The sequence below is a fragment of the Streptomyces sp. NPDC043176 genome, from assembly GCF_056436715.1.
The window spans coordinates 1-25,113 of sequence record NZ_JBWKCA010000014.1; the positions used below are offsets into that span (position 1 = coordinate 1).

Genomic DNA, 25,113 nt, shown 5'->3' on the forward strand with positions numbered 1-25,113 from the left:
GGTGCGGGTGCAGGCGCGGAAGCCTGGGCCCGGCAGGGGGCGCCGTCCGTTGTGCCCACCCGTTCCGCCCCAGCGGAACGATTGCCCACAACGGGGGGCACGGGGTGGGCGCCGCCCCAGCGGAACGATTGCCCACAACGGGGTGGGCGGAGGCACGGGGGTGGGCACCGCCCCAGCGGAACGAGGGCCCGCAACGGGGGGCACGGGGTGGGCGCCGCCCCAGTGGAACGAGGGCCCACAATGCGCGGGGCGCGGGGGTGGGGGCCGCCTCAGGGGGGCCGTCCGGGAGGGGGTGGAGCGGGGTGGGGGGTCAGGGGATGCGGCGGTGGGTGTTCTCCTTGGTGGAGGGGCCGGGGGTGGCGTCGGCGATCCAGGGGCCGTGGTCGCCGGGGTCGACGATGCCCTGCTCCAGCCAGGTGTAGCGGCCGGCGAGGACGGCGTCGACGACGTGGCGGTCGAGGTCGTCGGTGTTGGACCAGAGGTGGGTGAAGAGGTCGTCGACGCGGAGGCGGGCCTGGCGGCAGAAGGCGTCGGCGAGGCGGTGGGCGTCGGGGCCGTGGTCGGTGGTGGTGCGCAGGAGCTCGGCGCGTACGCAGGCCGCGCTCATGGCGAAGAGCTCGGCGCCGATGTCGACGACGCGGCCGAGGAAGGCCTGTTTGAGCTCCATGCGGCCCTGCCAGCGGGACATGGCGTAGAAGGTGGAGCGGGCGAGTTTGCGGGAGGTGCGTTCGACGTACCGGAGGTGGGGAGCGAGGTCGCCGAACTCCGCGTACGCACGGGGGAGTTGACCGGGGCCGGTGACGAGTCCGGGCAGCCAGCGGGCGTAGAAGCCGCCCGCGCGGGCGCCGGCGCGGGCCTTGTCGGCGAGGGAGGTGTCGGGGTCGATGAGGTCGCCGGCGACGGAGAGGTGGGCGTCGACGGCCTCGCGGGCGATCAGCAGGTGCATGATCTCGGTCGAGCCCTCGAAGATGCGGTTGATGCGGAGGTCGCGGAGGACCTGCTCGGCGGGTACGGCCCGCTCGCCGCGGGCGGCGAGGGAGTCGGCGGTCTCGTAGCCGCGGCCGCCGCGGATCTGGACCAGTTCGTCGGCGATCTGCCAGGCCTTCTCGGAGCCGTACAGCTTGGCGAGGGCGGCCTCGATCCGGATGTCGTTGCGGTCCTCGTCGGCCAGCTGGGAGGCGAGGTCGACGACGGCCTCCAGGGCGAAGGCGGTGGCCGCGATGAAGGAGACCTTGGTGCCGACGGCCTCGTGGCGGGCGACGGGCCTGCCCCACTGCTCGCGGACGGCGGACCATTCGCGGGCGATCTTCAGGCACCATTTGGCGGCGCCCGCGCAGGTGGCGGGGAGGGAGAGCCGGCCGGTGTTGAGGGTGGTGAGGGCGATCTTGAGGCCGGCGCCCTCGGGGCCGATGCGGTGGGCCGCGGGGACCCTGACGCGGTGGAAGCGCGTGACGCCGTTCTCCAGGCCGCGCAGCCCCATGAAGGCGTTGCGGTGCTCGACGGTGATGCCGGGGGCGTCCGCCTCGACGACGAACGCGGTGATGCCGCCGGGGTGGCCTTCTGACGCCGGGACGCGGGCCATGACGACGAGGAGGTCGGCGACGACCCCGTTGGTGGTCCAGAGCTTGACGCCGTCGAGGACGTAGTCCTCCCCGTCGGGTACGGCGGTGGTGGCGAGCCGGGCCGGGTCGGAGCCGACGTCGGGCTCGGTGAGCAGGAACGCGGAGAGGTCGGTGCGGGCGAGCCGGGGCAGGAAGGCGTCCTTCTGCTCCTGGGTGCCGAAGAGCTTGAGGGGCTGCGGTACGCCGATCGACTGGTGCGCGGAGAGCAGCGCGCCGACGGCGGGGCTGGCGGAGCCGACGAGCGCGAGGGCGCGGTTGTAGTACAGCTGGGTGAGGCCGAGGCCGCCGTACGCCGGGTCGATCTTCATCCCGAGCGCGCCGAGTTCCTTGAGTCCGGTGATCGTCTCGTCGGGGATGCGGGCCTCGCGCTCGATGCGGGCGCCGTCGATCCGGGTCTCGCAGAAGTCCCGGAGGACCGCGAGGAAGGCCTCCCCGCGCCGGACGTCCTCGTCGGCGGGGACCGGGTGGGGGTGGATGAGGTCGAGGCGGAACCGGCCGAGGAAGAGCTCCTTCGCGAAGCTCGGTTTGTGCCAGTCCCGCTCGCGCGCCGCCTCGGCCGTCTGCCGGGCCTCGCGTGCGGTGACCTTGGGGCGCTGGGTGGGTGCGGTCATGGACGCCTCCTGGGGCTTCCTGTCCGTCGTACCCGATAACCACCGGTTCGGAAAGGCGGCGGGCGCGGTCTGGGGTCTGCGGCATGTCGCAGCCGATCAAGCTCATCGTCCGCATCACCGCCCTGCCCGGCCGGGGCGCGGAGCAGGTGGCCGCCTTCGAGGCGCTCGCACCGCTCGTGCGCGCCGAGGAGGGGTGCCTGCGGTACGACCTGCACCGGGTGGCGGACGACCCCGACCGGTTCGTGCTGATCGAGCGCTGGGCGTCGGCCGGGGCGCTCGCCGCGCACGAGGCCGCTCCGCACATGAGGGCCGCCGACGCGGCGAACAAGGCCTTCCGTGCGGGGCCGGCCGAGGTCGTCCGGCTCGTCGACGCCCCCGTGGCATGACGAAAGGCGGTCCGAGCCCCCGCACAGTGGGCTCGGACCGCCTGGTCCGGTGAGGCGGCTACGCCTTAGAGGGCGAGGCCCGTCAGGACGAGCACGCGCTCGTAGGTGTAGTCGTCCATCGCGTACTTGACGCCCTCGCGGCCGACGCCGGAGCGCTTGGCGCCGCCGTACGGCATCTGGTCGGCGCGGTACGAGGGGACGTCGCCGACGATCACGCCGCCGACCTCGAGGGCGCGGTGGGCGCGGAACGCCGTCTGGAGGTCGTGGGTGAAGACGCCGGCCTGGAGACCGAAGTCGGAGTCGTTGACCGCGGCGAACGCCTCGGCCTCGCCGTCGACCTTGGTGATGGTCAGGACCGGGCCGAAGACCTCGGCGCGGGCCAGGGTGACGTCGGCGGGGAGGTCGGTGAGGACGGTCGGGGCGTAGGTCGCGCCCTCGCGCTTGCCGCCGGCGAGGAGCTTGGCGCCGGCCGCGACGGCCTCGTCGACCCAGGACTCGACGCGCTGGGCGGCGGCCTCGTCGACCAGCGGGCCGACGTCGGTGGCGGCGTCGGACGGGTCACCGGTGACCTGGGCCTCGACGGCGGCGACGATCTTCGGCACCAGGCGGTCGTAGACCGAGGCGTCGGCGATCACGCGCTGCACGGAGATGCAGGACTGGCCGCCCTGGTAGTTGGAGAAGGTGGCGATCCGGCTCGCGGCCCAGTCGAGGTCGGCCTCGGAGGACCAGTCGGGCAGGACGACGGCCGCGGCGTTGCCGCCGAGCTCCAAGGTGCAGTGCTTGTGCGGCACGGACTGCTGGATGGCGTAGCCGACCTTGTCGGAGCCGGTGAAGGAGATGACCGGGAGGCGCTCGTCCTGGACGAGGGCCGGCATGCGGTCGTTCGGGACGGTCAGGATCGACCAGGAGCCGGCCGGCAGGTCGGTCTCGGCCAGGATCTCGCCCAGGACGAGGGAGGAGATCGGCGTGGAGGGGGCCGGCTTGAGGATGATCGGGGCGCCGACGGCGATGGCCGGGGCGACCTTGTGGGCGCTGAGGTTCAGCGGGAAGTTGAACGGCGCGATGCCGAGGACGACGCCCTGGGGGATGCGGCGGGTGAGGGCGAGGCGGCCCGCGCCACCGGCCTCGGTGTCCAGGCGCTGGGCCTCGCCGGCGTTCCAGCGGCGGGCCTCCTCGGCGGCGAAACGGAAGACGGAGACGGCACGGCCGACCTCACCGCGGGCCCACTTGATGGGCTTGCCGTTCTCGGCGGAGATCAGCAGGGCGATCTCCTCGGTGCGCTCGGCGAGACGCTTCGACACGTGGTCGAGGGCGGCGGCGCGGACGTGCGCCGGGGTCGCGGCGAACTCGTCGACGACGGCGTGCGCGGCGGCGACGGCCTCTTCGACCTGGGCCTCGGTGGGCACGCTGACCTTGCCGACCAGACGTCCGTCGTACGAGTTCGTGACGTCGAAGGTGGTGTCGCCGGTGGCCTCGCGGCCGGCGAGCCAGAAGGCGTGGGTGGTCGTCATTGCGTCCCCGGCCCTTTCCGTTTCGGATGGTGCGAGCGTTTGCTCTCGTGCCACGTTAGAGCCGGGGCGGCGGGCGTGGGTTTGTCCGGTGTGGAGTGGTGGGGTCCGACCCCTGTCCGAATTGGCCGAAGGGGCCGGGCGGCGCCCGTCCGTGACCGCCCCCTCGGCCGTGGGTCAGCCGCGTCGTTCGGTCGAGACGATCAGGCAGACGCCGCCGACGACGATCGCGCCGCCGAGCAGGAGCGGCCAGGTCAGGGCCTCGTTCAGGACGAGGGAGCCGAGGAGTACGGCGACGACCGGGTTCACGTACGCGTAGGTGGCGACCAGGGAGAGCGGCGCGGCCTGGAGGAGCCAGGCGTACGACGTGAACGCGAGGAGCGAGCCGAAGAGGATCAGATACGCGAGGGCCGCCCACGAGCGGCCCGATATCGCGGTCAGGTCGAGGCCGTGCTGCTCGCCCCGGACGACGCCGATGAGGAGCCCGGCGAGGCCGCCGGCGACCATCTCGTACGCGCTGGCCGTGAACGGGTTCGCGGGCATGGGGAGCCGGGAGGAGGAGAAGGAGCCGACCGACCACAGCAGGGTCGCCGTGATCACCAGGAGCACGCCGCCGATCTTCACCTCGCCGCTGAGGCCGGGCAGCGTGAGGACGGCGAGGCCGGCCAGTCCGAGCAGGACGCCGCCGACGGCGCCGAGGCCGGGGCGCTCGCCCGTGGCGGCGCGCAGGAGGACGACCCAGGCGGGGACGACGGCGATGAGGAGCGCGGCGAGACCGGAGGGGATGGAGGTCTCGGCGAGGACCACGAGGCCGTTGCCGCCGGGGATGAGGAGCAGACCGATCAGGACCGCCGAGCCGAGCTGCCGGCGGGTGACCTTGAGGGCGGCGGGGCCCTGCCGCCAGGCGATGATGCCGGCGAGCAGCAGGCCGGCGGTGACGAAGCGGGCGCCGGAGGACAGGAAGGGCGGCATCGTCTCGACGGCGATCCGGATGCCGAGGTAGGTCGATCCCCACACGACGTACACGACGCCGAGCGCGGCCCACACGGCACCGGTGATCCGGCGGGCGGGGACGGCGGTCGTGGCGGTTCGGGGTGCGGGGGCGGCCTTGTGCGCCTCGGGTGCCGGATCTACGGCAGGACTTGTCATGCCCAGGAGACTAGGGAGTCACGGCCCCACAGGCCAGGAAAACTGCCCGGATCCGGGCAGGGAGACCGCGATTGGGGCGCCCCGGCGGCACGTGACGGTCATTCCCTCGGGTGACAGGATGATCGGGACCGCAGGACCGAAGGGGCTCGTCCACGGACGGGCCAAGGGGGAAGAACATGATCCTTTTTGTACTGATCGGCGTCGTGGCGCTCGCCGCCGCCGGCTGCGTCTGCGTGGTGTGGGCCTCCCGGGGCGGCCCCCGCTGGGTCCGCGTCGTGGCCGCCCTGACCCTCCTCGGCGGCGAGGTGGCCCGCAGCGGCCGACGACGGCGGCCCGGTGCGGGCCGGGGCGACGACACCGGCTTCACGGGCGGGGGCAGCGACGGCTGACGCGGCAGGCACCCGCATCCCGTCCGGCCGTGGCCGGACGAGGTGCGCGTGCGCGCCCGTGACGGTACGGGATGCGCGTGCGTGGTGCGCCCGTGGCCGGACGGGATGCGCGTGTGTGCGTGGTGCGCCCGTGGCCGGACGGGATGCGCGTGTGTGCGTGGTGCGGCCGTGGCCGGACGGGATGCGCGCGCCTGGTGCGGCCGCTACTCCGTGCCCTCGCCCGTCGCCTTCAGCGCCAGCCACAGCTCCATCCGGACGTCCGGGTCGTCCAGGGAGCGGCCGAGGATCTCCTCGACCCGGCGCATCCGGTAGCGCAGGGTGTGCCGGTGGACGCCCAGGTCGGCCGCCGCCGCGTCCCACTGGCCGTGCCGGGAGAGCCAGGCGCGCAGCGAGGCGACCAGGTCGCCGCGGCCGGTCGCGTCGTGGTCCCGCAGAGCCCGCAGCATGCCGTCGGCGAAGGCGCGTACGGCGTCGTCGGCGAGGAGGGGCAGCACCGAACCGGCCGCCAGGTCCTCGTGCTCGACGAGCGCCCTGCCCCGTCGCCGGGCCACCGACAATGCCTGCTCGGCCTGCTTGTAGGCCGTCGCGGCGGCGACCGGGCCGGCCGGCGCGGAGAGTCCCACGACGACGCCCGCCTCGTCCGCCTCGCGCTCCGCGTACCCCTCGCAGGCCGCGACGACCGCGCCGCCGTCCCCGGCGAGGACGACGAGCCGCCGCTCGCCCTCCGAGACGGCGAGGATCGCCTCGCCCGCCCGGGCGGCGGCCGCCTCCAGGGCCTCGGCGAGCACCGGCAGCGGCGGCTCGGCGGCCACCGCCTCTCCCCCGGCGGGCTCCGCGACGAGCACCCGGAACGGGGCGTCGAACAGTCCGCCGTAGACGTCCCCCGCCACCGCGCGCGCGTGCTCCGGCTGACCGTCGAGCATCATCCGCAGGACCGCCGTCCCGAGCCGCTGCTCCGCGGCCTGGAGCGAGCGGGAACGTTCCGTCGTCAGGGTGAGCAGCGCGATCGCCGAGTGCACCGCGTACCGCTCGGCGGTGCCGAGGGGCGCGCCCGTGCCGACCGCGAGGGCGCCGCGCACCCGGCGTCCGGTGCCGAGCGACTGGAGTTCGACGCGGTCGTCGGTACCGCCGACTACGGCGCTCGCGGGCGCGGGCCGGTCGCGGAGCCGTTCCACGTCGGGGGTGAGCCGCGCGGCCCGGCGCGCCGCCCACTCGGGTGAGACGGCCACCACCGTGCCGGCGGTGTCGTACAGCGCCGCCCAGCCGTCCACGTGCGCGGCGAGCCGGGCGACGACGGCCTCGGGACCTTCGGCGAGCGCCGCCCTGGTCAGCTCGCGCTGGGCCTCGAAGCCGGCGGTCACGGCCCGGTACTGGTCGGCGGAGATGGCCGCCGACACGGCCTTGCTGATGGCGAGGAACGGGGTCCTGCGGGGTACTTCGAGGAGCGGCAGGTGCTCCTCGCGGGCCGCGTCGAGCAGGGCCGGCGGGATCTCCTCGTAGTTGACGCCGACGGCGAACCCGAGCCCGACCACCCCCGCCCCCAGCAGCCGCCGCACATAGCGGCGCATCGCCTCCAGGTCCTCCGCGTCGAGCGTCAGCGCGGTGGTGAGCAGCAGCTCGCCCCCCTCCATGTAGGGCACGGGGTCGGCGAGCTCGCTCACGTGGGCCCATCGGACGGGGGTGTCGAGACGGTCCTCACCGGCGCGGACGATGAGCTTGAGGGCGGAGTGCTGCACGAGCGAGGCGAGGGTGGGCGGCATCGGGAGACCGTCGGACCTTTGAGCGAGGGGGCACCGCTCAGCCGAGCGGCGCCCCCGATTGTGCCAGGGCCCGTGGGTGCCCGCTCAGCCACGCGGAGCGACGGCTCTCGGCCACGCGGGGCCCCTCGGCATGCGGGGGGCCGCTCGGACACGCGGGGGCGCCGCTCGCCCACGGGTGGGCTCACCGCTCGCCCACCTGCGGCGACGGGACCGCCCGGGCGGTGGGCCCGCTCGGGGCAGCGGACCCGCCCGGGGCGGCCCACCCGCCCGGGGCGGCGGACCCGTTCGGCCGGCCGCCCCGGGAAGGGCGGAGCCGCTCGATCCCCTGTCAGCCGCGCAGGTCGACCAGGACGGGGGGCGTATGGGCGCCCCGGACGGTGGTCAGGGAGACGACGGCGTGGTCGGGCGGGACGGAGTGGGCGAGCTCGGAGGCGGACCAGCGCTCGCGTTCGACCTTCCGGGTCGTGACGGCGTCGGTGGTCACGGCCTTGCCCGTGATCCTCTTGCGCAGGGCGTGGATGAACCGGGTCATCGGCTGGTCGGCGAAGACCGTGTGGTGGGCCACCTCGGTGGTCTCCACCCATTCCTTGCCCCAGGTCTCGGCGAAGCCGCGGCCGTCCCAGGTGGTGATGCCGGAGAGCGCCACCCGGCAGCCGACGGCCCCGAACAGCGGGCCGTGCAGGGCCTCGGGCACCTCGCCGAGGGTGCGCAGGCCCAGGACGACGCCGGCGTTCCGCGGGCGCAGCCGCTGGAGGGAGCGGACGGTGCCGGTGGTGATCGCTCCGGTGGCGTCGTCGAGCACGAGGCAGACGAAGTGGGCACGGCTGCCGGTGTTCCTGGCGGCCGCCAGGAACTGGGCGAGGAGCAGCCTGACGAGGAGCTTCGAGGCCTCCTCGTGGCCGCGCTCGGGCAGCCGGACGCGGACCCGCAGCGGGTGGTGGACGACGGACTTCAGGGAGAAGGGGCGTACGCCTCCGGTGTCGGCGCCGAAGAACTCGGCGAACACCGGCCGGTCGAGCAGTGCGAGGCGGTCCGCGAGGAGCGGCCCGGCGTCGGCCGCCGTGCCGGCCTGCCGGATGCGCGCCTCCAGCTCGCGGCGCATCGTCGCGGGGCCGTCGGCCGGCAGCCGGTCGAGCAGGGCGGTCAGCGTCCCGGGGCCCGCTTCGAGCAGTTCGCGGAGCATGGGTACGGAGGGGAAGCGGGCGTGCACGGCCCGGTAGGGGCCGATGAGCTGGGCGAGGACGGTGGCGGCGCGACGGGCGTCGAGGTGCTCGACGTCGCCGACCAGGCCCTCCGCGAGCAGGGCCGCGGCCTCGTCCGGGTCGGTGAGTCCGGCGTACAGGTCGAGGTCGTACGGCGAGGCCGGGTCGCCCGGCCGGACCACGACGTCGTAGGCCTCGTCCGGTCCGAGCTGCGCGTCCGCCGTGCCGACGGCGACGACGGCGCACCCGCCGGTGAGGGCCTGGAGGGTGAGCGACTCGGCGACCGGGCGGGTCACGCGGGCGGTCTTCCCCGCTCCGGAGGGCCCCACGACGAGCAGCGAGGTGCCGAGCACGGACGGGTCGAGGGCGAGGCCCGCTCCCCGGTACGCGGCCGGGTTCCGCTCCTCGGCCACGCAGCGGCCGATGCGGACCTGCCCCACGAGCAGGTCGTGGGTGGCGACGCGGGCCGGCAGGTCGCGGTCGCCCGACGGGTGCGCCCAGGCCGCCGCGCCGTGGCGCAGCACGGTGTCGGCGGCGGAGGCGCGGCCTGCGGCGGTGCCGCGCCCGTGCTCGCTCAGGTGCCGGTGCACGCGCGCGCAGTCGACGTCGTTCATGTGCCCGGCGTGCACCTCGGCGGCGAGCAGGTCCGCGGCCGCCCGCTCCCCCGCGGCCCGCAGCTCGGGCCACTGGGAGGCCGGCACGGGCACGTCCGCGTCGGGTTGCGCCGCGGGGCCGGCGGCGGAGCGGTTCGCGCGGGCCCGGAGCCGGTGGCGGGCCAGGGCCCGCCACTCGCCGAGCCGGGCGAACGGCCACAGCACGGCGGCGGTGATCACCGCGTACACGGTGTAGACGAGGAAGGGTGAGGCGAGGACGTCGTATCCGCCGCCGAGCAGCACCACGAGGGAGAGCAGGGGGCCGACGACCGGCAGTGGCTCCCAGCCGACGCCGGGGAAGGCGTCCGGCCAGACGAACGTCAGGGCGATGAGTGCCGCGCCGGCCGCCAGCGCGGCGCGCGCCGGCGGGCGCCGGTCGGCGAGCAGATGGCGGGCGAGTTCGGCCCAGGCGCCGAGGCGGGCGATGGCGTAGAGGAGTCCGGCGAAGAACACCCCGTCGTAGACGACGTGCGCCTCCGCGCCGTGCCAGTCACGGGGTGAGGTGCCGCCCGCGTACCACCAGTCGCCGGGGGTGAAGGTGGCGAGCGGGATCCACTGGTACGGGACCACCCCGCGGCGCCACGCCGACCACAGCAGCAACCCCACCACCAGCGGGATCAGCAGACCCACCACGGTGACGGGCGCGAGCCGCCGCGCCTCCGCGGTGGCCCGCGGAGCCATGTGGCGGAACCGCCAGATCCCCGGCGCCGTCTCGGGCCGCGGCGCGTCGAGCCACGCGACGACGGGCGCGGGCGGGACCGGTGCTCCCGGGGCACCGGGAGCACCCGGCGGGACGGCGCCGCCCGGGCTGCCGGGCACCGGCGTGCCCGGGGTGCCGGACACGCCCCCGCCCTGCGCGGCCGGGGCCGCCGCCGGCCGGGGCGGGACGCGCGGCGGGGCCGGGTGCGCGGTCGTCCTCGGGGGGTCGGCGGGCGGGGCCGGGGTGGTGTGCCGGTTCGGTGGGTGGGCGGGGGACGGGCCGTCGGTCGGCGGACCCGCCGGGCGGGGGACCGCGCCGCCCCTGGTGTCGCGTGACTCGTACGTGCCGTCGGTCTCCATGAACCCCTGCCCCCTGACCAGCCAGGTCGCCGCCTCTGTGCCACCGTCAATCTAGTGGGCGGGGGCCGCCCCGGAGGGGTTTCGACCACCCGTACGGTCGATGACCGGCCGACGCCGGCGTGAGGCGGTGGCGGAGGGCCCATGTCCATGAAGGACAACGACACACCCCCACCACTCCCGATCGGCGCATGCCTGACCCCCTCTCCCCGGCCTAGCCTGCGGAGGAAACCCGCAAGAGCGTCCAGAACACCCCCAGGAGCCCCGCATGAACGCTGTCCCGCAGGAGCGGCGCGTCGTCACCGCCATCCCCGGCCCGAAGTCGCAGGAGCTTCAGGCCCGCCGCCTCGACACGGTCGCCGGTGGCGTCGGCTCCACGCTGCCGGTCTTCACCGCGCGGGCCGGCGGGGGCATCCTCGAGGACGTCGACGGCAACCGTCTGATCGACTTCGGCTCGGGCATCGCCGTGACCTCGGTCGGCGCGTCCGCCGAGGCCGTCGTGCGCCGCGCCTCCGCGCAGCTCCAGGACTTCACCCACACCTGTTTCATGGTGACGCCGTACGAGGGTTACGTGGAGGTCTGCGAGGCGCTGGCCGAGCTGACCCCGGGCGACCACGCCAAGAAGTCCGCGCTGTTCAACTCGGGCGCCGAGGCCGTCGAGAACGCGGTCAAGATCGCCCGTTCGTACACCAAGCGCCAGGCCGTCGTCGTCTTCGACCACGGCTACCACGGCCGCACCAACCTCACCATGGGCATGACGGCGAAGAACATGCCGTACAAGCAGGGCTTCGGCCCGTTCGCGCCCGAGGTCTACCGCGTGCCGGTGGCCTACGGCTACCGCTGGCCCACCGGCCCGGAGAACTGCGGCCCCGAGGCCGCCGCCCAGGCCATCGACAACATCACCAAGCAGATCGGCGCCGAGAACGTCGCCGCGATCGTCATCGAGCCGGTCCTCGGCGAGGGCGGCTTCATCGAGCCGGCCAAGGGCTTCCTGCCTGCGCTCGTGAAGTTCGCCAACGACAACGGCATCGTCTTCGTCGCGGACGAGATCCAGTCCGGCTTCTGCCGCACCGGCCAGTGGTTCGCCTGTGAGGACGAGGGCATCGTCCCGGACCTCATCACCACCGCCAAGGGCATCGCGGGCGGTCTGCCGCTCGCCGCCGTCACCGGCCGCGCCGAGATCATGGACTCCGTCCACGGCGGTGGCCTGGGCGGCACCTACGGCGGCAACCCGGTGGCCTGCGCCGCCGCGCTGGGCTCCATCGAGACGATGAAGGAGCTCGACCTCAACGGCAGGGCGCAGCGCATCGAGGAGGTCATGAAGGCCCGCCTGACGGCGATGGCCGAGAAGTTCGACGCCATCGGCGACATCCGCGGCCGCGGCGCCATGGTCGCCATCGAGCTGGTCAAGGACCGCGCGACCAAGGAGCCGAACCCGGAGGCCGCGGGCGCGCTCGCGAAGGCCTGCCACGCCGAGGGCCTGCTGGTCCTGACCTGTGGCACCTACGGCAACGTGCTGCGCTTCCTGCCGCCGCTGGTCATCGGCGAGGACCTGCTGAACGAGGGCCTGGACGTCATCGAGAACGCGTTCGCCCAGATCTGAGCCTTCCGGGTCCTCCGGGACCGGGACTCACACACGGTGTGAAGACTCTGTGGGGGGCCGATGGCGGGATGTATTTCCCGCTGTCGGCCCCCTCTTCTCTGGCGTACGGTTTCTGCAGATGAGAGAAACACCCCGGGCGGAGCCTCCCCAGCCCCGTCCACACCGTGCCATCGCGCACACCGCCGGCGCCTCGTGCTCCGGGACTCCTCACCGATCGGATGGCCGCACGCCCCATACCCCCCGGGGCGCGCGGCAGCCCGATCCCCTCGGCCGCCCTGGAACCACCCCCCCTGTTCCAGGGCGGCCGGCTCTCTTCTCGGCGCTCGTCGCCCTCGCCGTCGTGACCTGGCAGGTGCTCGTCCACGGCCCCTTGGCCAGGCTCGACGAGCGGGTGTCCCGGTCCCTGGTGGACACGGTCCCCCGCGCCCTGAGCGAACTCGCCTCCGACCTCGGGAACATGACGGTCGCCCTGCCGGTCCTCGGCTGCGCCATGGCGTACGCGGTGTGGTGCGGCCGCCGCGCCGCCGCCCTGTACGCGGGGCTGGCCATGGCCGCCGTCCCCCTCCTGGTGATTCCGCTGAAGGAGTGGACGGCCCGTCCCGGCCCGCTGGAGCCCTGGGCCCACGGCTACTACCCGTCGGGCCACACGGCCACGGCGATGGTCGCCTACTTCGGCGCCGCCCTGCTCGTCTCGGACCGTCTGGTCCCCGTCGCCGCCGTGCTGACGGCGGTGACGGGGACCGGTCTGGTCCTGCGGGGCTTCCACTGGCCGCTGGACGTGCTGGCCAGCCTCTGCCTCGGCCTGCTGATCCTGGGGGTCAGCTCCAGTCGTACGCGTCGAAGTTCTTCGAGAAGGCCCACTGGTTGTAGCGGTCCCAGTTGATCGACCAGGTCATCAGGCCGCGGAGGGCGGGCCAGGTGCCGTGGGGCTGGTAGGTGCCGCAGTTCGCCTTCCTGGTGAGGCAGTCGAGGGCCTTGTTCACCTCGGCGGGAGCGGTGTGGCCGTTGCCCGCCTGGGTGGAGGCGGGGAGGCCGATGGCGACCTGGTCGGCGCGGAGCGCGGGGAAGAAGCGGTCGGTGTTGCCGGCGACGGGGAAGCCGGTGAGGAGCATGTCGGTCATGGCGATGTGGAAGTCGGCGCCGCCCATGGAGTGGTACTGGTTGTCGAGCCCCATGACGGAGCCCGAGTTGTAGTCCTGGACGTGCAGCAGGGTGAGGTCGTCGCGCAGGGCGTGGATGACCGGCAGGTAGGCGCCGGCGCGCGGGTCCTGGCCGCCCCAGGGGCCGGAGCCGTAGTACTGGTAGCCGAGCTGGACGAAGAAGGTCTCCGGGGCCATGGTCAGGACGAACTTCGCGCCGTACTTGGCCTTCAGGGTCTTGACCGCCTGGATCAGGTTGACGATGACCGGGCTGGTCGGGTTCCGGAAGTCGGTGTCACCGGTCTGCAGCGAGAGCGAGTGGCCCTCGAAGTCGATGTCGAGGCCGTCGAGCCCGTACTCGTCGATGATCTTCGAGACGGAGGAGACGAAGGTGTCGCGGGCGGCGGTGGTGGAGAGCTGGACCTGGCCGTTCTGGCCGCCGATGGAGATGAGGACCTTCTTGCCGGCGGCCTGCTTGGCCTTGACGGCGGCCTTGAACTCGGCGGCCGACTCGACGTTCGGGCACTCGGTGGCCGGGCAGAGGCCGAAGCGGATGTCACCGGAGGTCACCGAGGTCGGTTCGCCGAAGGCGAGGTTGATGACGTCCCAGGAGTCGGGGACGTCGGCCATCCGGGTGTAGCCGGAGCCGTTGGCGAAGCTGGCGTGGAGGTAGCCGACGAGGGCGTGCGCGGGCAGGCCGCCGCCTCCGCCTCCGCCGCCGGAGGTCGTGGTCGCGGTCACGGCGGCGGACTTCGGGGACTCGCCCGCGCTGTTCACGGCGGTGACCTGGAAGGTGTACGGGGTGGAGGCGGTGAGTCCGGTCGCGGTGGCCGAGGTGCCGGTGACCGTCTGAACCTTGGTGGTGCCCTGGTAGACATGGTACGAGGTGGCGCCGGGGACCGCGGCCCAGGTGAGCGGCACGGTGGTGGAGGTCGGTGAGCCCGCCGCGAGGCCGGTGGGGGCGGCCGGGACCTGGACCGGGTCGCCGCCGGGGCCGTACAGGGAGAGGTCGTCGGCCTGGTAGGCGGGGGTGCCGTACCAGCCGTGCGTGTAGATCGTCACCGAGGTGGTGGAGGCGCCGGTGGTGAACGTGGTCGCGAGGCGCTGCCAGTCGGGGGCGGATCCCGTCCAGGTGGAGACGTCGGTGGTGCCGGTGCCGGTGGCGCCGAGGTAGACGTAGCTTCCGCGGACCCAACCACTGAGCGTGTACGAGGAGTTGGGCTTGACGGTGACGGTCTGGGAGCAGCGGGCGTTGTCGCTGCCGGCCGGGGTGGCCTGGAGCGCCTTCGTGCCGCTGCGCACGGGGGAGGAGACGACGGCTCCGCTGCCCGCCGTGCAGGTCCAGCCGTCGAGGCCGGCCTCGAAGCCGCCGTTGCGGGCGAGTTCGGTGTCGGCGGCCTGGGCCGCGGGGGTGAGCGCCAGGAGTCCGCCGGCGGCGAGGGCGCCCGCGAGGAGCAAGGTGAGAGGTCTGGTGCGGTCCACAACTGCCTCCGGGGGTGGGGGAATCGGGGTGGGAGCGCGCCACAGCATGGTCCAGACCAATCAAGTGGTCAAGACCTCTGTTCGCCCTTCGCCCGCGATCGGACCCCGAAGGCCCGCTGTTCACTCCCGGCCGGTCACACCGCCGACTCCCCTTCCCCCCTGGCCAGTTGCCCCGCCGCCTCGTGCATCGCCAGCTCCAGGAGCGAGGCGTCGTTGAGGGTGCCCGCCCCGTCCGGGGCCACCAGCCAGCGCACCCCGCCGGTCGACCGGCCGGGGTACGGGACCACGATCCAGGTGCCGGCCCCGGCGCTGCGCACCCCGGTGCCGATCCAGCGGGCGGCGGTGCCCGGCGGGACGAAGAAGCCGATGCGGGAGTCGCCGAAGTCGGCCAGGACGGGGCCCGGCCGGTCCACGAGGCGGGTCAGCACGTCGAACGCGGGGTAGCCCAGCTCGCCCGGCAGGATCAGCACGTCCCAGCGCCTGCCGGCGGGCAGCAGCGCGACCCCGTGCGGGTTGCGCTCCCACTCCCACCGGCAGGCGTTGGGATCGGGTGCGACCGAGGTCAGCCACTCCACCGCGCTCCTGACGCCAGAAGCCCCCGTACCAGTCATCTCAACTGCCTCCTCTCCGTGTGGACGCGGTGTCCACCCGGAGAGAGCGGGTAAGGGGGCTTCTCTTACGCGGGTTCTGCCACCCATCGGTTGTGACCTGCGTCACACGGCAGTTCAGCTGTCGAAGCCGAGGCCCAGCCGGTCCATCGTCTTCAGCCACAGGTTGCGCCGGCCGCCGTTCTCGTCGGCGCGGGCGAGCGCCCACTTGGTGATGCCGATGCCGGCCCAGGCGACCGGCTCGGGCGGGAACGGCAGCGGCTTGGAGCGGACCATGCCCAGTTCGGTGCGCTCGGTGCGCTCCCCCGCGAGCAGGTCGAGCATCACGTCCCCGCCGAAGCGGGTGGCACCGACGCCGAGGCCGGTGAAGCCGGCCGCGTACGCCACCTTCCCCTGGTACGCCGTGCCGAAGAAGGCCGAGAAGCGCGAGCAGGTGTCGATGGCGCCGCCCCAGGCGTGGCTGAAGCGCAGGCCCTCCAGCTGCGGGAAGCAGCGGAAGAAGTGCTCGGCGAGCTTGAGGTACGTCTCCGGGCGGTGGTCCATCTCGGCGTTGAGCTTGCCGCCGAAGGGGTAGATCGCGTCGTAGCCGCCCCAGAGGATGCGGTGGTCGGCGGTGATCCGGAAGTAGTGGAACTGGTTGGCGGAGTCGCCGAGTCCCTGCCGGTTCCTCCAGCCCACGGAGGCGAGCTGCGCGGGGCTGAGCGGCTCGGTCATCAGCGCGTAGTCGTAGACCGGGACCGTGTACGGCCGGACACGCTTGACCAGGGACGGGAAGACGTTCGTGCCGAGCGCGACGCGGCGGGCGAGCACCTTGCCGTACGGGGTGTGGACGCCGACGCCGGCGCCGACGGAGGCCAGCCGCAGACCGGGCGTGTTCTCGAAGATCCGTACGCCCAGGTCGAGGCAGGCGCGCTTCAGGCCCCAGGCCAGCTTGGCCGGGTGGAGCATGGCGACCCCGCGCCGGTCCCACATGCCGCCGAGGAAGGTCGGCGAGTCCACCTCGGCCCGTACGGCGTCCCGGTCCAGGAACTCCAGGCCGTCGGCGAGACCGAGCCGTTCGGCCTCCTCGTACCACTCGTGGAGCTCCTCCACCTGGTACGCCTCGGTGGCCACGTCGATCTCGCCGGTGCGCTCGAACTCGCAGTCCAGGGAGTAGCGGGCGACCGTCTCCTCGATGGCGTCGAGGTTGCGCTCGCCGAGCTTCTCCAGCTTCGGCAGCTCGCCCGGCCAGCGGGCGAGCCCGTTGCCGAAGCCGTGGGTCAGGGAGGCGGCGCAGAAGCCTCCGTTGCGGCCCGAGGCGGCCCAGCCCACCTCGCGGCCTTCGATCAGCACGACATCCCGGGCGGGGTCGCGCTCCTTGGCGAGGAGCGCGGTCCACAGTCCGCTGTATCCGCCGCCGACCACGAGGAGATCGCACTTCTCGGTGCCGGTGAGGGCGGGCAGGGCGCCGGGCTTGCCGGGGTCTTCCAGCCAGAAGGGGACGGGCTGGGCGTCGGAGAGAGATTGTGCAGCGAGACGCATGGCGACTGGGGCCATGGTTTCCAACTCCTTCGGTGCCTGAGCGGCCTTCGCTCAGGCTGTTGCTGTTTTCCTGCGCCGGTTCGCGATGATCTGCCCGGCCACGACCATCAGTACCGCGAGGACGAACATCGCGGTGCCGATGACGTTGATCTGAACGGGGGTTCCGCGCTGTGCCGAGCCCCAGACGAACATGGGGAAGGTGACGGTGGAGCCCGCGTTGAAGTTGGTGATGATGAAGTCGTCGAACGACAGCGCGAAGGCGAGCAGCGCGCCGGCGGCGATGCCCGGCGCGGCGATCGGCAGGGTCACGCGCAGGAAGGTCTGCGCCGGCCCCGCGTAGAGGTCGCGCGCGGCCTCCTCCAGACGCGGGTCCATGGACATGACCCGGGCCTTGACCGCCGTCACGACGAACGACAGACAGAACATGATGTGGGCGATGAGGACCGTCCAGAAGCCCAGCTCGATCCCCATGTTGAGGAAGAGGGTGAGCAGCGAGGCGGCCATGACGACCTCGGGCATCGCCATCGGCAGGAAGATCAGCGAGTTGATCGCGCCGCGCGCCCGGAAGCGGTAGCGGACCAGCGCGAAGGCGATCATCGTGCCGAGGACGACCGCGCCGACCGTCGCCCAGGCGGCGAGCTGGAGGGAGAGCGAGAGCGACTCGCACATGTCGGCGACGCCGCAGGGGTCCTTCCACGCGTCGAGCGAGAACTCCTGCCAGGAGTAGTTGAAGCGCCCGTTCGGCTTGTTGAACGAGAACACCATGACCACGACGTTCGGCACGATCATGTAGGCGAGCGTGAACAGGCCCGCCAGGACGACGAGGTTCTTTCGGAGCCAGCGCATCAGACCAGGTCCTCCGTTCCCGCCTTGCGGATGTAGAGGCTGACGATCACCAGGACGATCGCCATGAGGATGAAGGAGAGCGCGGCCGCCGTCGGGTAGTCGAGGACGCGGAGGAACTGCGACTGGATGACGTTTCCGATCATCTTGGTGTCGGTGGAGCCGAGCAGTTCGGCGTTGACGTAGTCGCCGCTCGCCGGGATGAAGGTGAGCAGGGTGCCGGAGACGACGCCGGGCATCGACAGCGGGAAGGTCACCTTGCGGAAGGTGGTGGACGGGGACGCGTACAGGTCCCGCGCGGCCTCGTGCAGCCGGCCGTCGATCCGCTCCAGCGAGGTGTAGAGGGGCAGGATCATGAACGGCAGGTAGTTGTACGTGAGACCGCAGACCACCGCCATGGGCGTGGCGAGCACCCGCTCGCCTTCGGTCCAGCCGAGCCAGCTGGTCACGTCGAGGACGTGCAGGGCGTTCAGCAGGTCCACGACGACGCTGTCGTCGGCCAGGATCGTCTTCCACGCGAGCGTCCTGATGAGGAAGCTGGTGAAGAAGGGCGCGATGACGAGGACGAGGAGCAGGTTGCGCCAGCGGCCCGCCTTGAAGGCGATGAGGTACGCGAGCGGGTAGCCGAGCAGCAGGCAGAGCAGGGTGGCGGTGCCCGCGTACAGCACCGAGCGCAGGAGCTGCGGCCAGTACTCGGCGAAGGCGTCGACATAGGTCTGGAAGTGCCAGGTGACCCTGAAGCCCGCTTCCAGGCTGCCCTCCTGGACGGAGGTGGAGGCCTGGTAGACCATCGGCAGCGCGAAGAAGACGAGCAGCCAGATGATGCCGGGGAGCAGCAGGAGGTACGGGACGAGCCGCTTGCGGGTCGACGGCTTGCGCAGAACCGGTTCCTCTGTCTCAGGCGCGTCCTTCGTCAGCGTGGTGGCGCTCATCCGGCGTCCTCCACCGTCTCCACGCCCGCGTCGATGTCCTGCGTCGCGTCGAGCCCGAAGGTGTGCGCCGGGTTCCAGTGCAGGACGACCTCGGCGCCGGGGACCAGGCGGGTGTCGCGCTCGATGTTCTGCTCGTACACCTGGAGCTCCGCGCCCGCCGGCGAGTTCACCACGTACTGGGTGGAGACGCCGATGAAGGAGGAGTCGGCGATCCGGCCGGTGACCCGGTTGCGGCCGTCGGCGATCGAGCCCGCGTCGTCGGCGTGCGCGAGCGAGATCTTCTCGGGGCGGACGCCGACGAGGACCTTGCCGCCCTGGCGGACGGCGGAGGTACAGCGGTCGCCGGGGATCCGGAGCTTGCCGCCGCCGGCCGTGACGAGCACGTCCGAGCCGGTCTCCAGGACCTCGGCCTCGATCAGGTTCGAGGTGCCCAGGAAGTTGGCGACGAAGGTGGTCTGCGGGTTCTCGTACAGGTCGGCGGGGGCGCCGAGCTGCTCGACCCGGCCGCCGTTCATCACCGCGACCTGGTCGGCCATCGTCATGGCCTCCTCCTGGTCGTGGGTGACGTGCACGAAGGTGATGCCGACCTCGGTCTGGATCCGCTTGAGCTCCAGCTGCATCTGACGGCGCAGCTTGAGGTCGAGGGCGCCGAGCGGCTCGTCGAGGAGCAGCACCTGCGGGTGGTTGATGAGCGCGCGGGCCACGGCGACGCGCTGCTGCTGGCCGCCGGAGAGCTGGTGCGGCTTGTGGTGGGCCTTGTCGCCGAGCTGGACGAGCTCCAGCATGTCGTCGACCTGCTTCTTCACCGATTTGATGCCGCGGCGGCGCAGGCCGAAGGCGATGTTCTCGGTGATGTCCATGTGCGGGAAGAGCGCGTAGGACTGGAAGACGGTGTTGACCGGCCGCTTGTACGGCGGCAGGTCGGTGACGTCCCTGTCGCCGAGGAAGACGGTGCCGGTGCTCGGGTCCTCCAGGCCGGCGATCATGCGCAGCGTGGTGGTCTTTCCGCAGCCCGAGGCGCCGAGCAGGGCGAAGAAGGAGCCCTGCGGGACGGTCAGGTCGAGCGGGTGGACGGCGGTGAAGGAGCCGTACGACTTGCTGATCCCGGTGAGACGGACGTCGCCGCCGCCCGTGTTCTTTCCAGTGTGAGCAGTCTTGTCAGTCATGGGTTGCGGTCCCAGGGGAGTGAGAGAGGTGGACGACGACGGGCTCAGGCGCCGATGAGCTTGGCGAACTTCTCCTCGTACGCCGTCTCCTCCGCGCTGGTGAGCGAGCGGAAGGCGTGCGACTTCTTGGCCATGGCCTTGTCCGGGAGGATCAGCGTGTTGTTCGCGAGCTCGGGGTCGATCTTGGCGAGCTCGTCCTTCACCCCGTCGACCGGGCAGACGTAGTTGATGTACGCGGCGAGCTGCGCGGCGACGGGAAGCTCGAAGTAGTAGTCGATGAGCTTCTCGGCGTTCGCCTTGTGCCGGGACTGCGCGGGGACGAGCAGGTTGTCGCTGGAGGTGATGTATCCGGCGGACGGGATGGCGTACCGGATGTCCGGGTTGTCCGCCTGGAGCTGGATGACGTCACCGGCCCAGGCGAGACAGGCCGCCAGGTCGCCCTTGTCCAGGTCCGAGGTGTAGTCGTTGCCCGTGAAGCGGCGGATCTGCTTCTTGTCGACGCCCTTCTGGAGCCGCCCGATCGCCTCGTCGTAGTCGGCGTCCGTGAACTTCCCCGGGTCCTTGCCGAGGTCGAGCAGGGTCATGCCGACGGAGTCGCGCATCTCCGTGAGGAAACCGACCCGGCCCTTGAGCGACGGGTCGTCCAGGAGCTGGGTGACCGAGTCGACCTTCTTGCCGCCGGTCGCCTTGACGTTGTACGCGATGACGGTGGAGATGCCCGTCCACGGGTACGAGTAGGCGCGGCCCGGGTCCCAGTCGGGGCTGCGGAACTGGCTGGAGAGGTTCGCGTAGGCGTGGGGCAGGTTCGAGGCGTCGAGCTTCTGCGCCCAGCCGAGCCGGATGATCCGGGCCGCGAGCCAGTCGGTGACGCAGATCAGGTCGCGGCCGGTGTCCTGGCCGGCGGCGAGCTGGGGCTTGATCTTGCCGAAGAACTCGACGTTGTCGTTGATGTCCTCGGTGTACTTGACCTTGATCCCGGTGCGTCGGGCGAACGCCTCCAGGGTGGGGCGGGACTTCTCGTCCTCGCTGACGTCCATGTACTCGGTCCAGTTGGAGAAGGAGACGCTCTTCTCCTTGGCCGACACGTCGATGGACGCGGGGCCCTGGCCCTCCCGCTTGGCCGGCGGGATGCCACAGGCGCTCAGGCCGGCGAGGCCGCCGACGGTGAGCGCGCCGACGCCGCCCGCGCGCAGCATCGAACGGCGGCTGAGCGCGCCCCGGCCGCTCGTCATGCTGCGCCGTATCGCCGCCAGCTGCGCGGCGGACAGGCTGTCGGGCTCGTACTGCTCCATGCGCTGTGCCCTTTCGGGATGGGTGGGCCGCTGGTCGGGCGGCGAGATGGCTATCGGTCCCCGAAGATCGTGCGGTGCCAGTCCTTGGCCGCCACCGCGGTGTTGTCGAACATCACGTGCTTGACCTGCGTGTACTCCTCGAAGGAGTACACCGACATGTCCTTTCCGTAACCGGATGCCTTGGTCCCGCCGTGCGGCATCTCGCTGATGATCGGGATGTGGTCGTTGACCCACACGCATCCCGCCTTGATCTCCCGCGTGGCGCGGTTGGCCCGGTAGACGTCACGGCTCCAGGCGGAGGCGGCGAGGCCGTACGGGGTGTCGTTGGCGAGCCGGATGCCCTCGTCGTCGCCGTCGAAGGGCAGGGCCACCAGGACCGGCCCGAAGATCTCCGACTGCACGACCTCGCTGTCCTGCGCGGCCCCGGTGATCAGGGTCGGACGATAGTACGCACCGTCCTCGAGGTCGCCGCCGGGGGCTTCGCCGCCGGTGACGACGGTGGCGTAGTCGCGGGCGCGCTCGACGAATCCGGCGACGCTGTCGCGGTGCCGGTGGCTGACGAGCGGGCCGAGGTCGGTGCCCGGCGCGAAGGGGTCGCCGACGCGGACGGTCTCCATCAGCTCGGCGACGCGGGCGACGAAGGCGTCGAAGAGCGGGCGCTGGACGTACGCGCGGGTGGCGGCGGTGCAGTCCTGGCCGCTGTTGATGAGGGAGGCGGCGACGGCTCCCTGCGCGGCGGCCTCCAGGTCGGCGTCGTCGAAGACGAGGAAGGGGGCCTTGCCGCCGAGTTCGAGGTGGAGCCGCTTCACGGTGGCGGTGGCGACCTCGGCGACCCGCTTGCCGACCGGGGTGGAGCCGGTGAAGGAGGTCATGACGACGTCGGGGTGGCCGACGAGGTGTTCGCCGACGACCCGTCCGGAGCCGCTGACGACGTTGATCACGCCGTCGGGGATGCCCGCCTCCTTGGCCGCCTGCGCGAACATCAGCGAGGTCAGCGGGGTGAGCTCGGCGGGCTTCAGGACGATCGTGTTGCCCGCGGCGATCGCCGGGAGGATCTTCCAGGCGGCCATCTGGAGCGGGTAGTTCCAGGGGGCGATGGAGCCGATGACGCCGATCGGCTCGCGCCGGATGTACGAGGTGTGGTCGCCGTCGTACTCGGCGGCCGACTGGCCCTGGAGGTGACGGGCCGCGCCGGCGAAGAAGGCGGTGTTGTCGATGGTGCCGGGCACGTCGAACTCGGTGGTGAGCTTCAGCGGCTTGCCGCACTGGAGCGACTCGACCCGCGCGATGTCGTCCGCCCATTCGGCGAGGACGCCGGCGAGGCGGTGCAGCGCGTCGGAGCGCTCGCCCGGGGTGGCGCCCGCCCAGCCCGGGAAGGCGGCCTTGGCGGCGGCGACGGCCTCGTCCACGTCGGCCGTGGAGGCGAGCGCGTAGGTGTGGACGCTCTCCCCCGTGGCCGGGTCGATCACGCTGTGTTCCTGACCGGAGGTTCCGGCCCGGAGCCGCCCGCCGATGTACTGTGCGCCGTCCGCGAAGCGGTCCGTCACCTGGAAGCGGTTGCCCATGACGCTCTCCGTTGTCCCAGCTCGAATTGAGTGCCGATCCTGACATGGGGAAGGTGCCTCAACAAGTGATTCCGTTGTTTCCTTTTGGTTACGCGACGGAATCGGTCGACCATGTGTCGAGGCTGCCGGAAAATCTCCGTACGGAGTGTCAGTGGCGGCTGTCAGACTCGCATGCATGAACAAGATCGACGAGCTGACACAGCAGGTCAACAGGGGTGACCGTCCGAAGTGGCTGCTCTTCTGGGGCCACCGTCCCCACCCGGACGGGCGCCTCTCGGCGAGCTGTCTGAGCCAGTGGTGGCCGGCCCCGTTCACGGTCGACGGAGTGGCGTACGCGACCGCCGAGCACTGGATGATGGCCGCCAAGGCCCGCCTCTTCGGGGACGTCGAGGCCGAGCGGGCCGCGCTGACCGCCCGTACCCCGGCGGAGGCCAAGAAGGCCGGCCGGCTGGTGCGGGGCTTCGACGACGCCGTGTGGCAGCGGGAGCGCTTCGGGATCGTCGTCGAGGGCAGCGTCCACAAGTTCTCCTCGAACGAGGGCCTGCGGGCGTTCCTCCTGAACACCGGGGAGCGGGTCCTCGTGGAGGCCAGCCCGGTGGACCGGATCTGGGGCATCGGACTGGCCGCCGACGACCCGGGGGCCCACGACCCGGCCCGCTGGCGCGGCCTGAACCTGCTGGGCTTCGCCCTCATGGACGCCCGGGACCGGCTGCGCGGCTCCTGACGCACGGGACGGGCACGCGCGGGCCCCGCGCGCACGCGAGAGGGCCCCGCGCCTCGGTGAGGTGCGGGGCCCTTCGCTCGCCGTGCGGCCTCAGCGCTCGATCTCGAGCACCAGGTTCGACGAGAACGGGTCCGAGTCGGTACCGGAGTCGTCGTAGCTCGACGAGTCCTGGGCGATGGCCCAGATGATGAAGCCGAGGAAGACGGCGCTCACCAGGATGCCGATGGAGCCGAGCACGACGCCCGCGAGGGCCATGCCCCGGTTCGTCGCCTCGCCGCGGGCCGCCTTCTTCATGCCGATGATGCCGAAGATCAGGGCGAGGACGCCGAGGATCACCCCGAGGCCGTACATGCAGAACCCGGCCACCGCGATGATGCCGAGCACCATCGCGGTCGTGCCCATGCCGTTGGACGGCGTCGGCTGCCAGCCCGGCTGGTTGTACCCCGAGCCGTAGCCCGGGTAGCCGTAACCCGACACGGTCGGGGGCGTCGGCGCGGGCTGCGGGGCCGGTGCGGCCGGGTAGCCGTAGGCGCCCGGCGTGGCCGGCGGGTAGCCGTACGCGTCGGGCGTGGCCGCCGGGCCGCCCGGTGCGACCGGGGGCGGCGGCACGTCGCCGCCGGGTCCGGTGGCGGCCGGCATCGACGTGACCGTCATCTGGTCGTGCACGGGCGGTGGCGTCGGCGTAGGCGACTTGCTCAGTTCCACCCCGTCGCGGTTCGGCGGAGCCCACGGGTCCGCCGGGTCGTACCCGCCCTGCGGCTGGTCTCGGTTGTCAGACATGGGCCTCCCCCATCGTGGTCACGCCATGCTACGACCTCACCCCTGCGGGGGACCCGCCCGGCCTACGATGATCCGATGACCGACCTCCACCCCTTCATCGCCGGCCTGCCCAAGGCCGAGCTGCACGTCCACCACGTGGGCTCCGCCTCGCCCCGGATCGTCGCCGAGCTCGCCGCCCGGCACCCCGACTCCAAGGTCCCCACGGACCCGGAGGCGCTCACCGACTACTTCACGTTCACGGACTTCGCGCACTTCATCGACGTCTACCTGTCCGTCGTCGACCTGGTCCGCACGCCCGAGGACGTCCGGCTGCTGACCTTCGAGGTCGCCCGTGACATGGCCCGGCAGAACATCCGGTACGCCGAGCTGACCATCACCCCGTACTCCTCCACCCGCCGCGGCATCGACGAGCGCGCCTTCATGGCGGCCATCGAGGACGCCCGCAAGGCGGCCGAGGCCGAGTTCGGCACCGTCCTGCGCTGGTGCTTCGACATCCCCGGCGAGGCCGGCATCGTCTCCGCCGAGGAGACCGCGCGGCTCGCGACGACCGACGGGATCCGCCCGGAGGGCCTGGTCTCCTTCGGTCTCGGCGGCCCGGAGATCGGCGTGCCGCGGCCGCAGTTCAAGCCGTACTTCGACCTGGCCCGCGCGGCCGGGCTGCACTCCGTCCCGCACGCCGGCGAGACCACCGGCCCGGAGACCGTCTGGGACGCGATCCGCGACCTGGGCGCCGAGCGCATCGGCCACGGCACCAGCTCGGTCGAGGACCCGGCGCTCCTGGCGTACCTCGCCGAGCACCGGATCGCCCTGGAGGTCTGCCCGACGTCGAACATCGCGACCCGGGCCGTCGCCACCCTGGAGGAGCACCCGATCCGGCAGATGGTGGACGCCGGCGTCCTCGTCACGGTCAACAGCGACGACCCGCCGATGTTCGGCACGGACCTCAACAACGAGTACGCCGTCGCCGCCCGCCTCCTCGGCCTCGACGAGCGCGGTGTCGCCGCCCTCGCCAAGAACGCGGTGGAGGCCTCGTTCCTCGACGCGGCCGGCAAGGCCCGGATCGCCGCCGAGATCGACACTTACACGAACGAGTGGCTGGCGCGCTGACCGCGACGAGAATGG

20 protein-coding genes are annotated in these 25,113 nt (G+C 72.5%); 6 read left to right on the top strand and 14 right to left on the bottom strand.

What is annotated here, in order from left to right:
* Positions 1–310 precede the first annotated feature (310 nt).
* Complete coding sequence (locus AC067A_RS22790; RefSeq protein WP_479244322.1) at positions 311–2,233, bottom strand: acyl-CoA dehydrogenase family protein; 1,923 nt, start codon at positions 2,231–2,233, stop codon at positions 311–313.
* A gap of 83 nt (positions 2,234–2,316) precedes the next feature.
* Between AC067A_RS22790 and AC067A_RS22795 the strand changes: the two genes are divergently transcribed.
* Positions 2,317–2,619: a putative quinol monooxygenase gene (locus AC067A_RS22795; protein WP_479244323.1), complete on the top strand. Its 303-nt coding sequence runs from the start codon at positions 2,317–2,319 to the stop codon at positions 2,617–2,619.
* Between the two features lie 65 nt (positions 2,620–2,684).
* Here the strand turns inward: AC067A_RS22795 and AC067A_RS22800 are convergent, their stop codons facing one another.
* Together AC067A_RS22800 and AC067A_RS22805 are read right to left on the bottom strand one after the other, a co-directional pair.
* Entirely contained in the window at positions 2,685–4,130 is a 1,446-nt protein-coding gene (locus AC067A_RS22800) for an aldehyde dehydrogenase family protein (protein ID WP_479244324.1), read from the bottom strand.
* A 174-nt stretch (positions 4,131–4,304) separates the two neighbouring features.
* Positions 4,305–5,276, bottom strand: coding sequence for an EamA family transporter (locus tag AC067A_RS22805; protein WP_479244325.1), 972 nt, complete (start codon positions 5,274–5,276; stop codon positions 4,305–4,307).
* A 176-nt stretch (positions 5,277–5,452) separates the two neighbouring features.
* On the opposite strand from AC067A_RS22805, the gene AC067A_RS22810 reads away from it, so the two are divergent.
* Positions 5,453–5,665 carry a hypothetical protein gene (locus AC067A_RS22810; RefSeq protein ID WP_479244326.1) on the top strand — a complete coding sequence of 71 codons (213 nt, stop codon included), beginning with the start codon at positions 5,453–5,455 and terminating at the stop codon, positions 5,663–5,665.
* A 203-nt stretch (positions 5,666–5,868) separates the two neighbouring features.
* Here the strand turns inward: AC067A_RS22810 and AC067A_RS22815 are convergent, their stop codons facing one another.
* Together AC067A_RS22815 and AC067A_RS22820 are read right to left on the bottom strand one after the other, a co-directional pair.
* Entirely contained in the window at positions 5,869–7,425 is a 1,557-nt protein-coding gene (locus AC067A_RS22815; RefSeq protein ID WP_479244327.1) for a PucR family transcriptional regulator, read from the bottom strand.
* A gap of 328 nt (positions 7,426–7,753) precedes the next feature.
* Entirely contained in the window at positions 7,754–10,339 is a 2,586-nt protein-coding gene (locus tag AC067A_RS22820) for an ATP/GTP-binding protein (protein WP_479244328.1), read from the bottom strand.
* A 265-nt stretch (positions 10,340–10,604) separates the two neighbouring features.
* On the opposite strand from AC067A_RS22820, the gene gabT reads away from it, so the two are divergent.
* Both gabT and AC067A_RS22830 read left to right on the top strand, forming a co-directional pair.
* Positions 10,605–11,939, top strand: coding sequence for a 4-aminobutyrate--2-oxoglutarate transaminase (gabT, locus tag AC067A_RS22825; protein ID WP_479244329.1), 1,335 nt, complete (start codon positions 10,605–10,607; stop codon positions 11,937–11,939).
* 118 nt (positions 11,940–12,057) lie between these two features.
* On the top strand, positions 12,058–12,822 hold the full coding sequence (locus tag AC067A_RS22830; RefSeq protein ID WP_479244330.1) for a phosphatase PAP2 family protein: 765 nt from the start codon (positions 12,058–12,060) through the stop codon (positions 12,820–12,822).
* Here AC067A_RS22830 and AC067A_RS22835 read toward each other — a convergent pair.
* The 8 genes from AC067A_RS22835 to AC067A_RS22870 form a co-directional block, all read right to left on the bottom strand.
* The gene (locus AC067A_RS22835; protein ID WP_479244331.1) at positions 12,758–14,560 is read right to left on the bottom strand and encodes a chitinase; all 1,803 of its coding nucleotides are present in this window, start codon (positions 14,558–14,560) and stop codon (positions 12,758–12,760) included. The genes AC067A_RS22830 and AC067A_RS22835 overlap by 65 nt on opposite strands.
* 134 nt (positions 14,561–14,694) lie before the next feature.
* Positions 14,695–15,171: a hypothetical protein gene (locus AC067A_RS22840; protein WP_479244332.1), complete on the bottom strand. Its 477-nt coding sequence runs from the start codon at positions 15,169–15,171 to the stop codon at positions 14,695–14,697.
* Between the two features lie 114 nt (positions 15,172–15,285).
* Positions 15,286–16,704: an NAD(P)/FAD-dependent oxidoreductase gene (locus AC067A_RS22845; RefSeq protein WP_479244333.1), complete on the bottom strand. Its 1,419-nt coding sequence runs from the start codon at positions 16,702–16,704 to the stop codon at positions 15,286–15,288.
* 36 nt (positions 16,705–16,740) lie between these two features.
* Positions 16,741–17,535 (bottom strand): ABC transporter permease, encoded by a 795-nt coding sequence (locus tag AC067A_RS22850; protein WP_479244334.1) that lies wholly within the window; start codon positions 17,533–17,535, stop codon positions 16,741–16,743.
* Positions 17,535–18,464 (bottom strand): ABC transporter permease, encoded by a 930-nt coding sequence (locus AC067A_RS22855; protein ID WP_479244335.1) that lies wholly within the window; start codon positions 18,462–18,464, stop codon positions 17,535–17,537. Before AC067A_RS22855 ends, AC067A_RS22850 begins: the two co-directional genes overlap by 1 nt.
* Positions 18,461–19,630: an ABC transporter ATP-binding protein gene (locus tag AC067A_RS22860; RefSeq protein WP_479244336.1), complete on the bottom strand. Its 1,170-nt coding sequence runs from the start codon at positions 19,628–19,630 to the stop codon at positions 18,461–18,463. The genes AC067A_RS22855 and AC067A_RS22860 overlap by 4 nt, the downstream gene beginning before the upstream one ends.
* A 44-nt stretch (positions 19,631–19,674) precedes the next feature.
* Positions 19,675–20,922, bottom strand: a complete 1,248-nt coding sequence (locus AC067A_RS22865; protein ID WP_479244337.1) for an ABC transporter substrate-binding protein — start codon at positions 20,920–20,922, stop codon at positions 19,675–19,677.
* Between the two features lie 50 nt (positions 20,923–20,972).
* Positions 20,973–22,487 carry a gamma-aminobutyraldehyde dehydrogenase gene (locus AC067A_RS22870; RefSeq protein ID WP_479244338.1) on the bottom strand — a complete coding sequence of 505 codons (1,515 nt, stop codon included), beginning with the start codon at positions 22,485–22,487 and terminating at the stop codon, positions 20,973–20,975.
* Positions 22,488–22,662: 175 nt separating this feature from the next.
* Between AC067A_RS22870 and AC067A_RS22875 the strand changes: the two genes are divergently transcribed.
* A complete protein-coding gene (locus AC067A_RS22875) occupies positions 22,663–23,211 on the top strand; it encodes an NADAR family protein (RefSeq protein WP_479244339.1) in 549 nt (182 codons plus the stop codon).
* A gap of 90 nt (positions 23,212–23,301) precedes the next feature.
* Here the strand turns inward: AC067A_RS22875 and AC067A_RS22880 are convergent, their stop codons facing one another.
* On the bottom strand, positions 23,302–23,991 hold the full coding sequence (locus AC067A_RS22880) for a DUF4190 domain-containing protein (protein WP_479244340.1): 690 nt from the start codon (positions 23,989–23,991) through the stop codon (positions 23,302–23,304).
* A 75-nt stretch (positions 23,992–24,066) separates the two neighbouring features.
* Between AC067A_RS22880 and AC067A_RS22885 the strand changes: the two genes are divergently transcribed.
* Complete coding sequence (locus tag AC067A_RS22885) at positions 24,067–25,098, top strand: adenosine deaminase (RefSeq protein ID WP_479244341.1); 1,032 nt, start codon at positions 24,067–24,069, stop codon at positions 25,096–25,098.
* Positions 25,099–25,113: the final 15 nt, after the last annotated feature.

Bases quoted from the DNA above. Each gene is read 5' to 3' on its own strand.
- AC067A_RS22790 (WP_479244322.1), bottom strand. From the start codon at position 2,233: ATGACCGCACCCACCCAGCGCCCCAAGGTCACCGCACGCGAGGCCCGG.
- AC067A_RS22795 (WP_479244323.1), top strand. From the start codon at position 2,317: ATGTCGCAGCCGATCAAGCTCATCGTCCGCATCACCGCCCTGCCCGGC.
- AC067A_RS22800 (WP_479244324.1), bottom strand. From the start codon at position 4,130: ATGACGACCACCCACGCCTTCTGGCTCGCCGGCCGCGAGGCCACCGGC.
- AC067A_RS22805 (WP_479244325.1), bottom strand. From the start codon at position 5,276: ATGACAAGTCCTGCCGTAGATCCGGCACCCGAGGCGCACAAGGCCGCC.
- AC067A_RS22810 (WP_479244326.1), top strand. From the start codon at position 5,453: ATGATCCTTTTTGTACTGATCGGCGTCGTGGCGCTCGCCGCCGCCGGC.
- AC067A_RS22815 (WP_479244327.1), bottom strand. From the start codon at position 7,425: ATGCCGCCCACCCTCGCCTCGCTCGTGCAGCACTCCGCCCTCAAGCTC.
- AC067A_RS22820 (WP_479244328.1), bottom strand. From the start codon at position 10,339: ATGGAGACCGACGGCACGTACGAGTCACGCGACACCAGGGGCGGCGCG.
- gabT (WP_479244329.1), top strand. From the start codon at position 10,605: ATGAACGCTGTCCCGCAGGAGCGGCGCGTCGTCACCGCCATCCCCGGC.
- AC067A_RS22830 (WP_479244330.1), top strand. From the start codon at position 12,058: ATGAGAGAAACACCCCGGGCGGAGCCTCCCCAGCCCCGTCCACACCGT.
- AC067A_RS22840 (WP_479244332.1), bottom strand. From the start codon at position 15,171: ATGACTGGTACGGGGGCTTCTGGCGTCAGGAGCGCGGTGGAGTGGCTG.
- AC067A_RS22845 (WP_479244333.1), bottom strand. From the start codon at position 16,704: ATGGCCCCAGTCGCCATGCGTCTCGCTGCACAATCTCTCTCCGACGCC.
- AC067A_RS22850 (WP_479244334.1), bottom strand. From the start codon at position 17,535: ATGCGCTGGCTCCGAAAGAACCTCGTCGTCCTGGCGGGCCTGTTCACG.
- AC067A_RS22855 (WP_479244335.1), bottom strand. From the start codon at position 18,464: ATGAGCGCCACCACGCTGACGAAGGACGCGCCTGAGACAGAGGAACCG.
- AC067A_RS22860 (WP_479244336.1), bottom strand. From the start codon at position 19,630: ATGACTGACAAGACTGCTCACACTGGAAAGAACACGGGCGGCGGCGAC.
- AC067A_RS22865 (WP_479244337.1), bottom strand. From the start codon at position 20,922: ATGGAGCAGTACGAGCCCGACAGCCTGTCCGCCGCGCAGCTGGCGGCG.
- AC067A_RS22870 (WP_479244338.1), bottom strand. From the start codon at position 22,487: ATGGGCAACCGCTTCCAGGTGACGGACCGCTTCGCGGACGGCGCACAG.
- AC067A_RS22875 (WP_479244339.1), top strand. From the start codon at position 22,663: ATGAACAAGATCGACGAGCTGACACAGCAGGTCAACAGGGGTGACCGT.
- AC067A_RS22880 (WP_479244340.1), bottom strand. From the start codon at position 23,991: ATGTCTGACAACCGAGACCAGCCGCAGGGCGGGTACGACCCGGCGGAC.
- AC067A_RS22885 (WP_479244341.1), top strand. From the start codon at position 24,067: ATGACCGACCTCCACCCCTTCATCGCCGGCCTGCCCAAGGCCGAGCTG.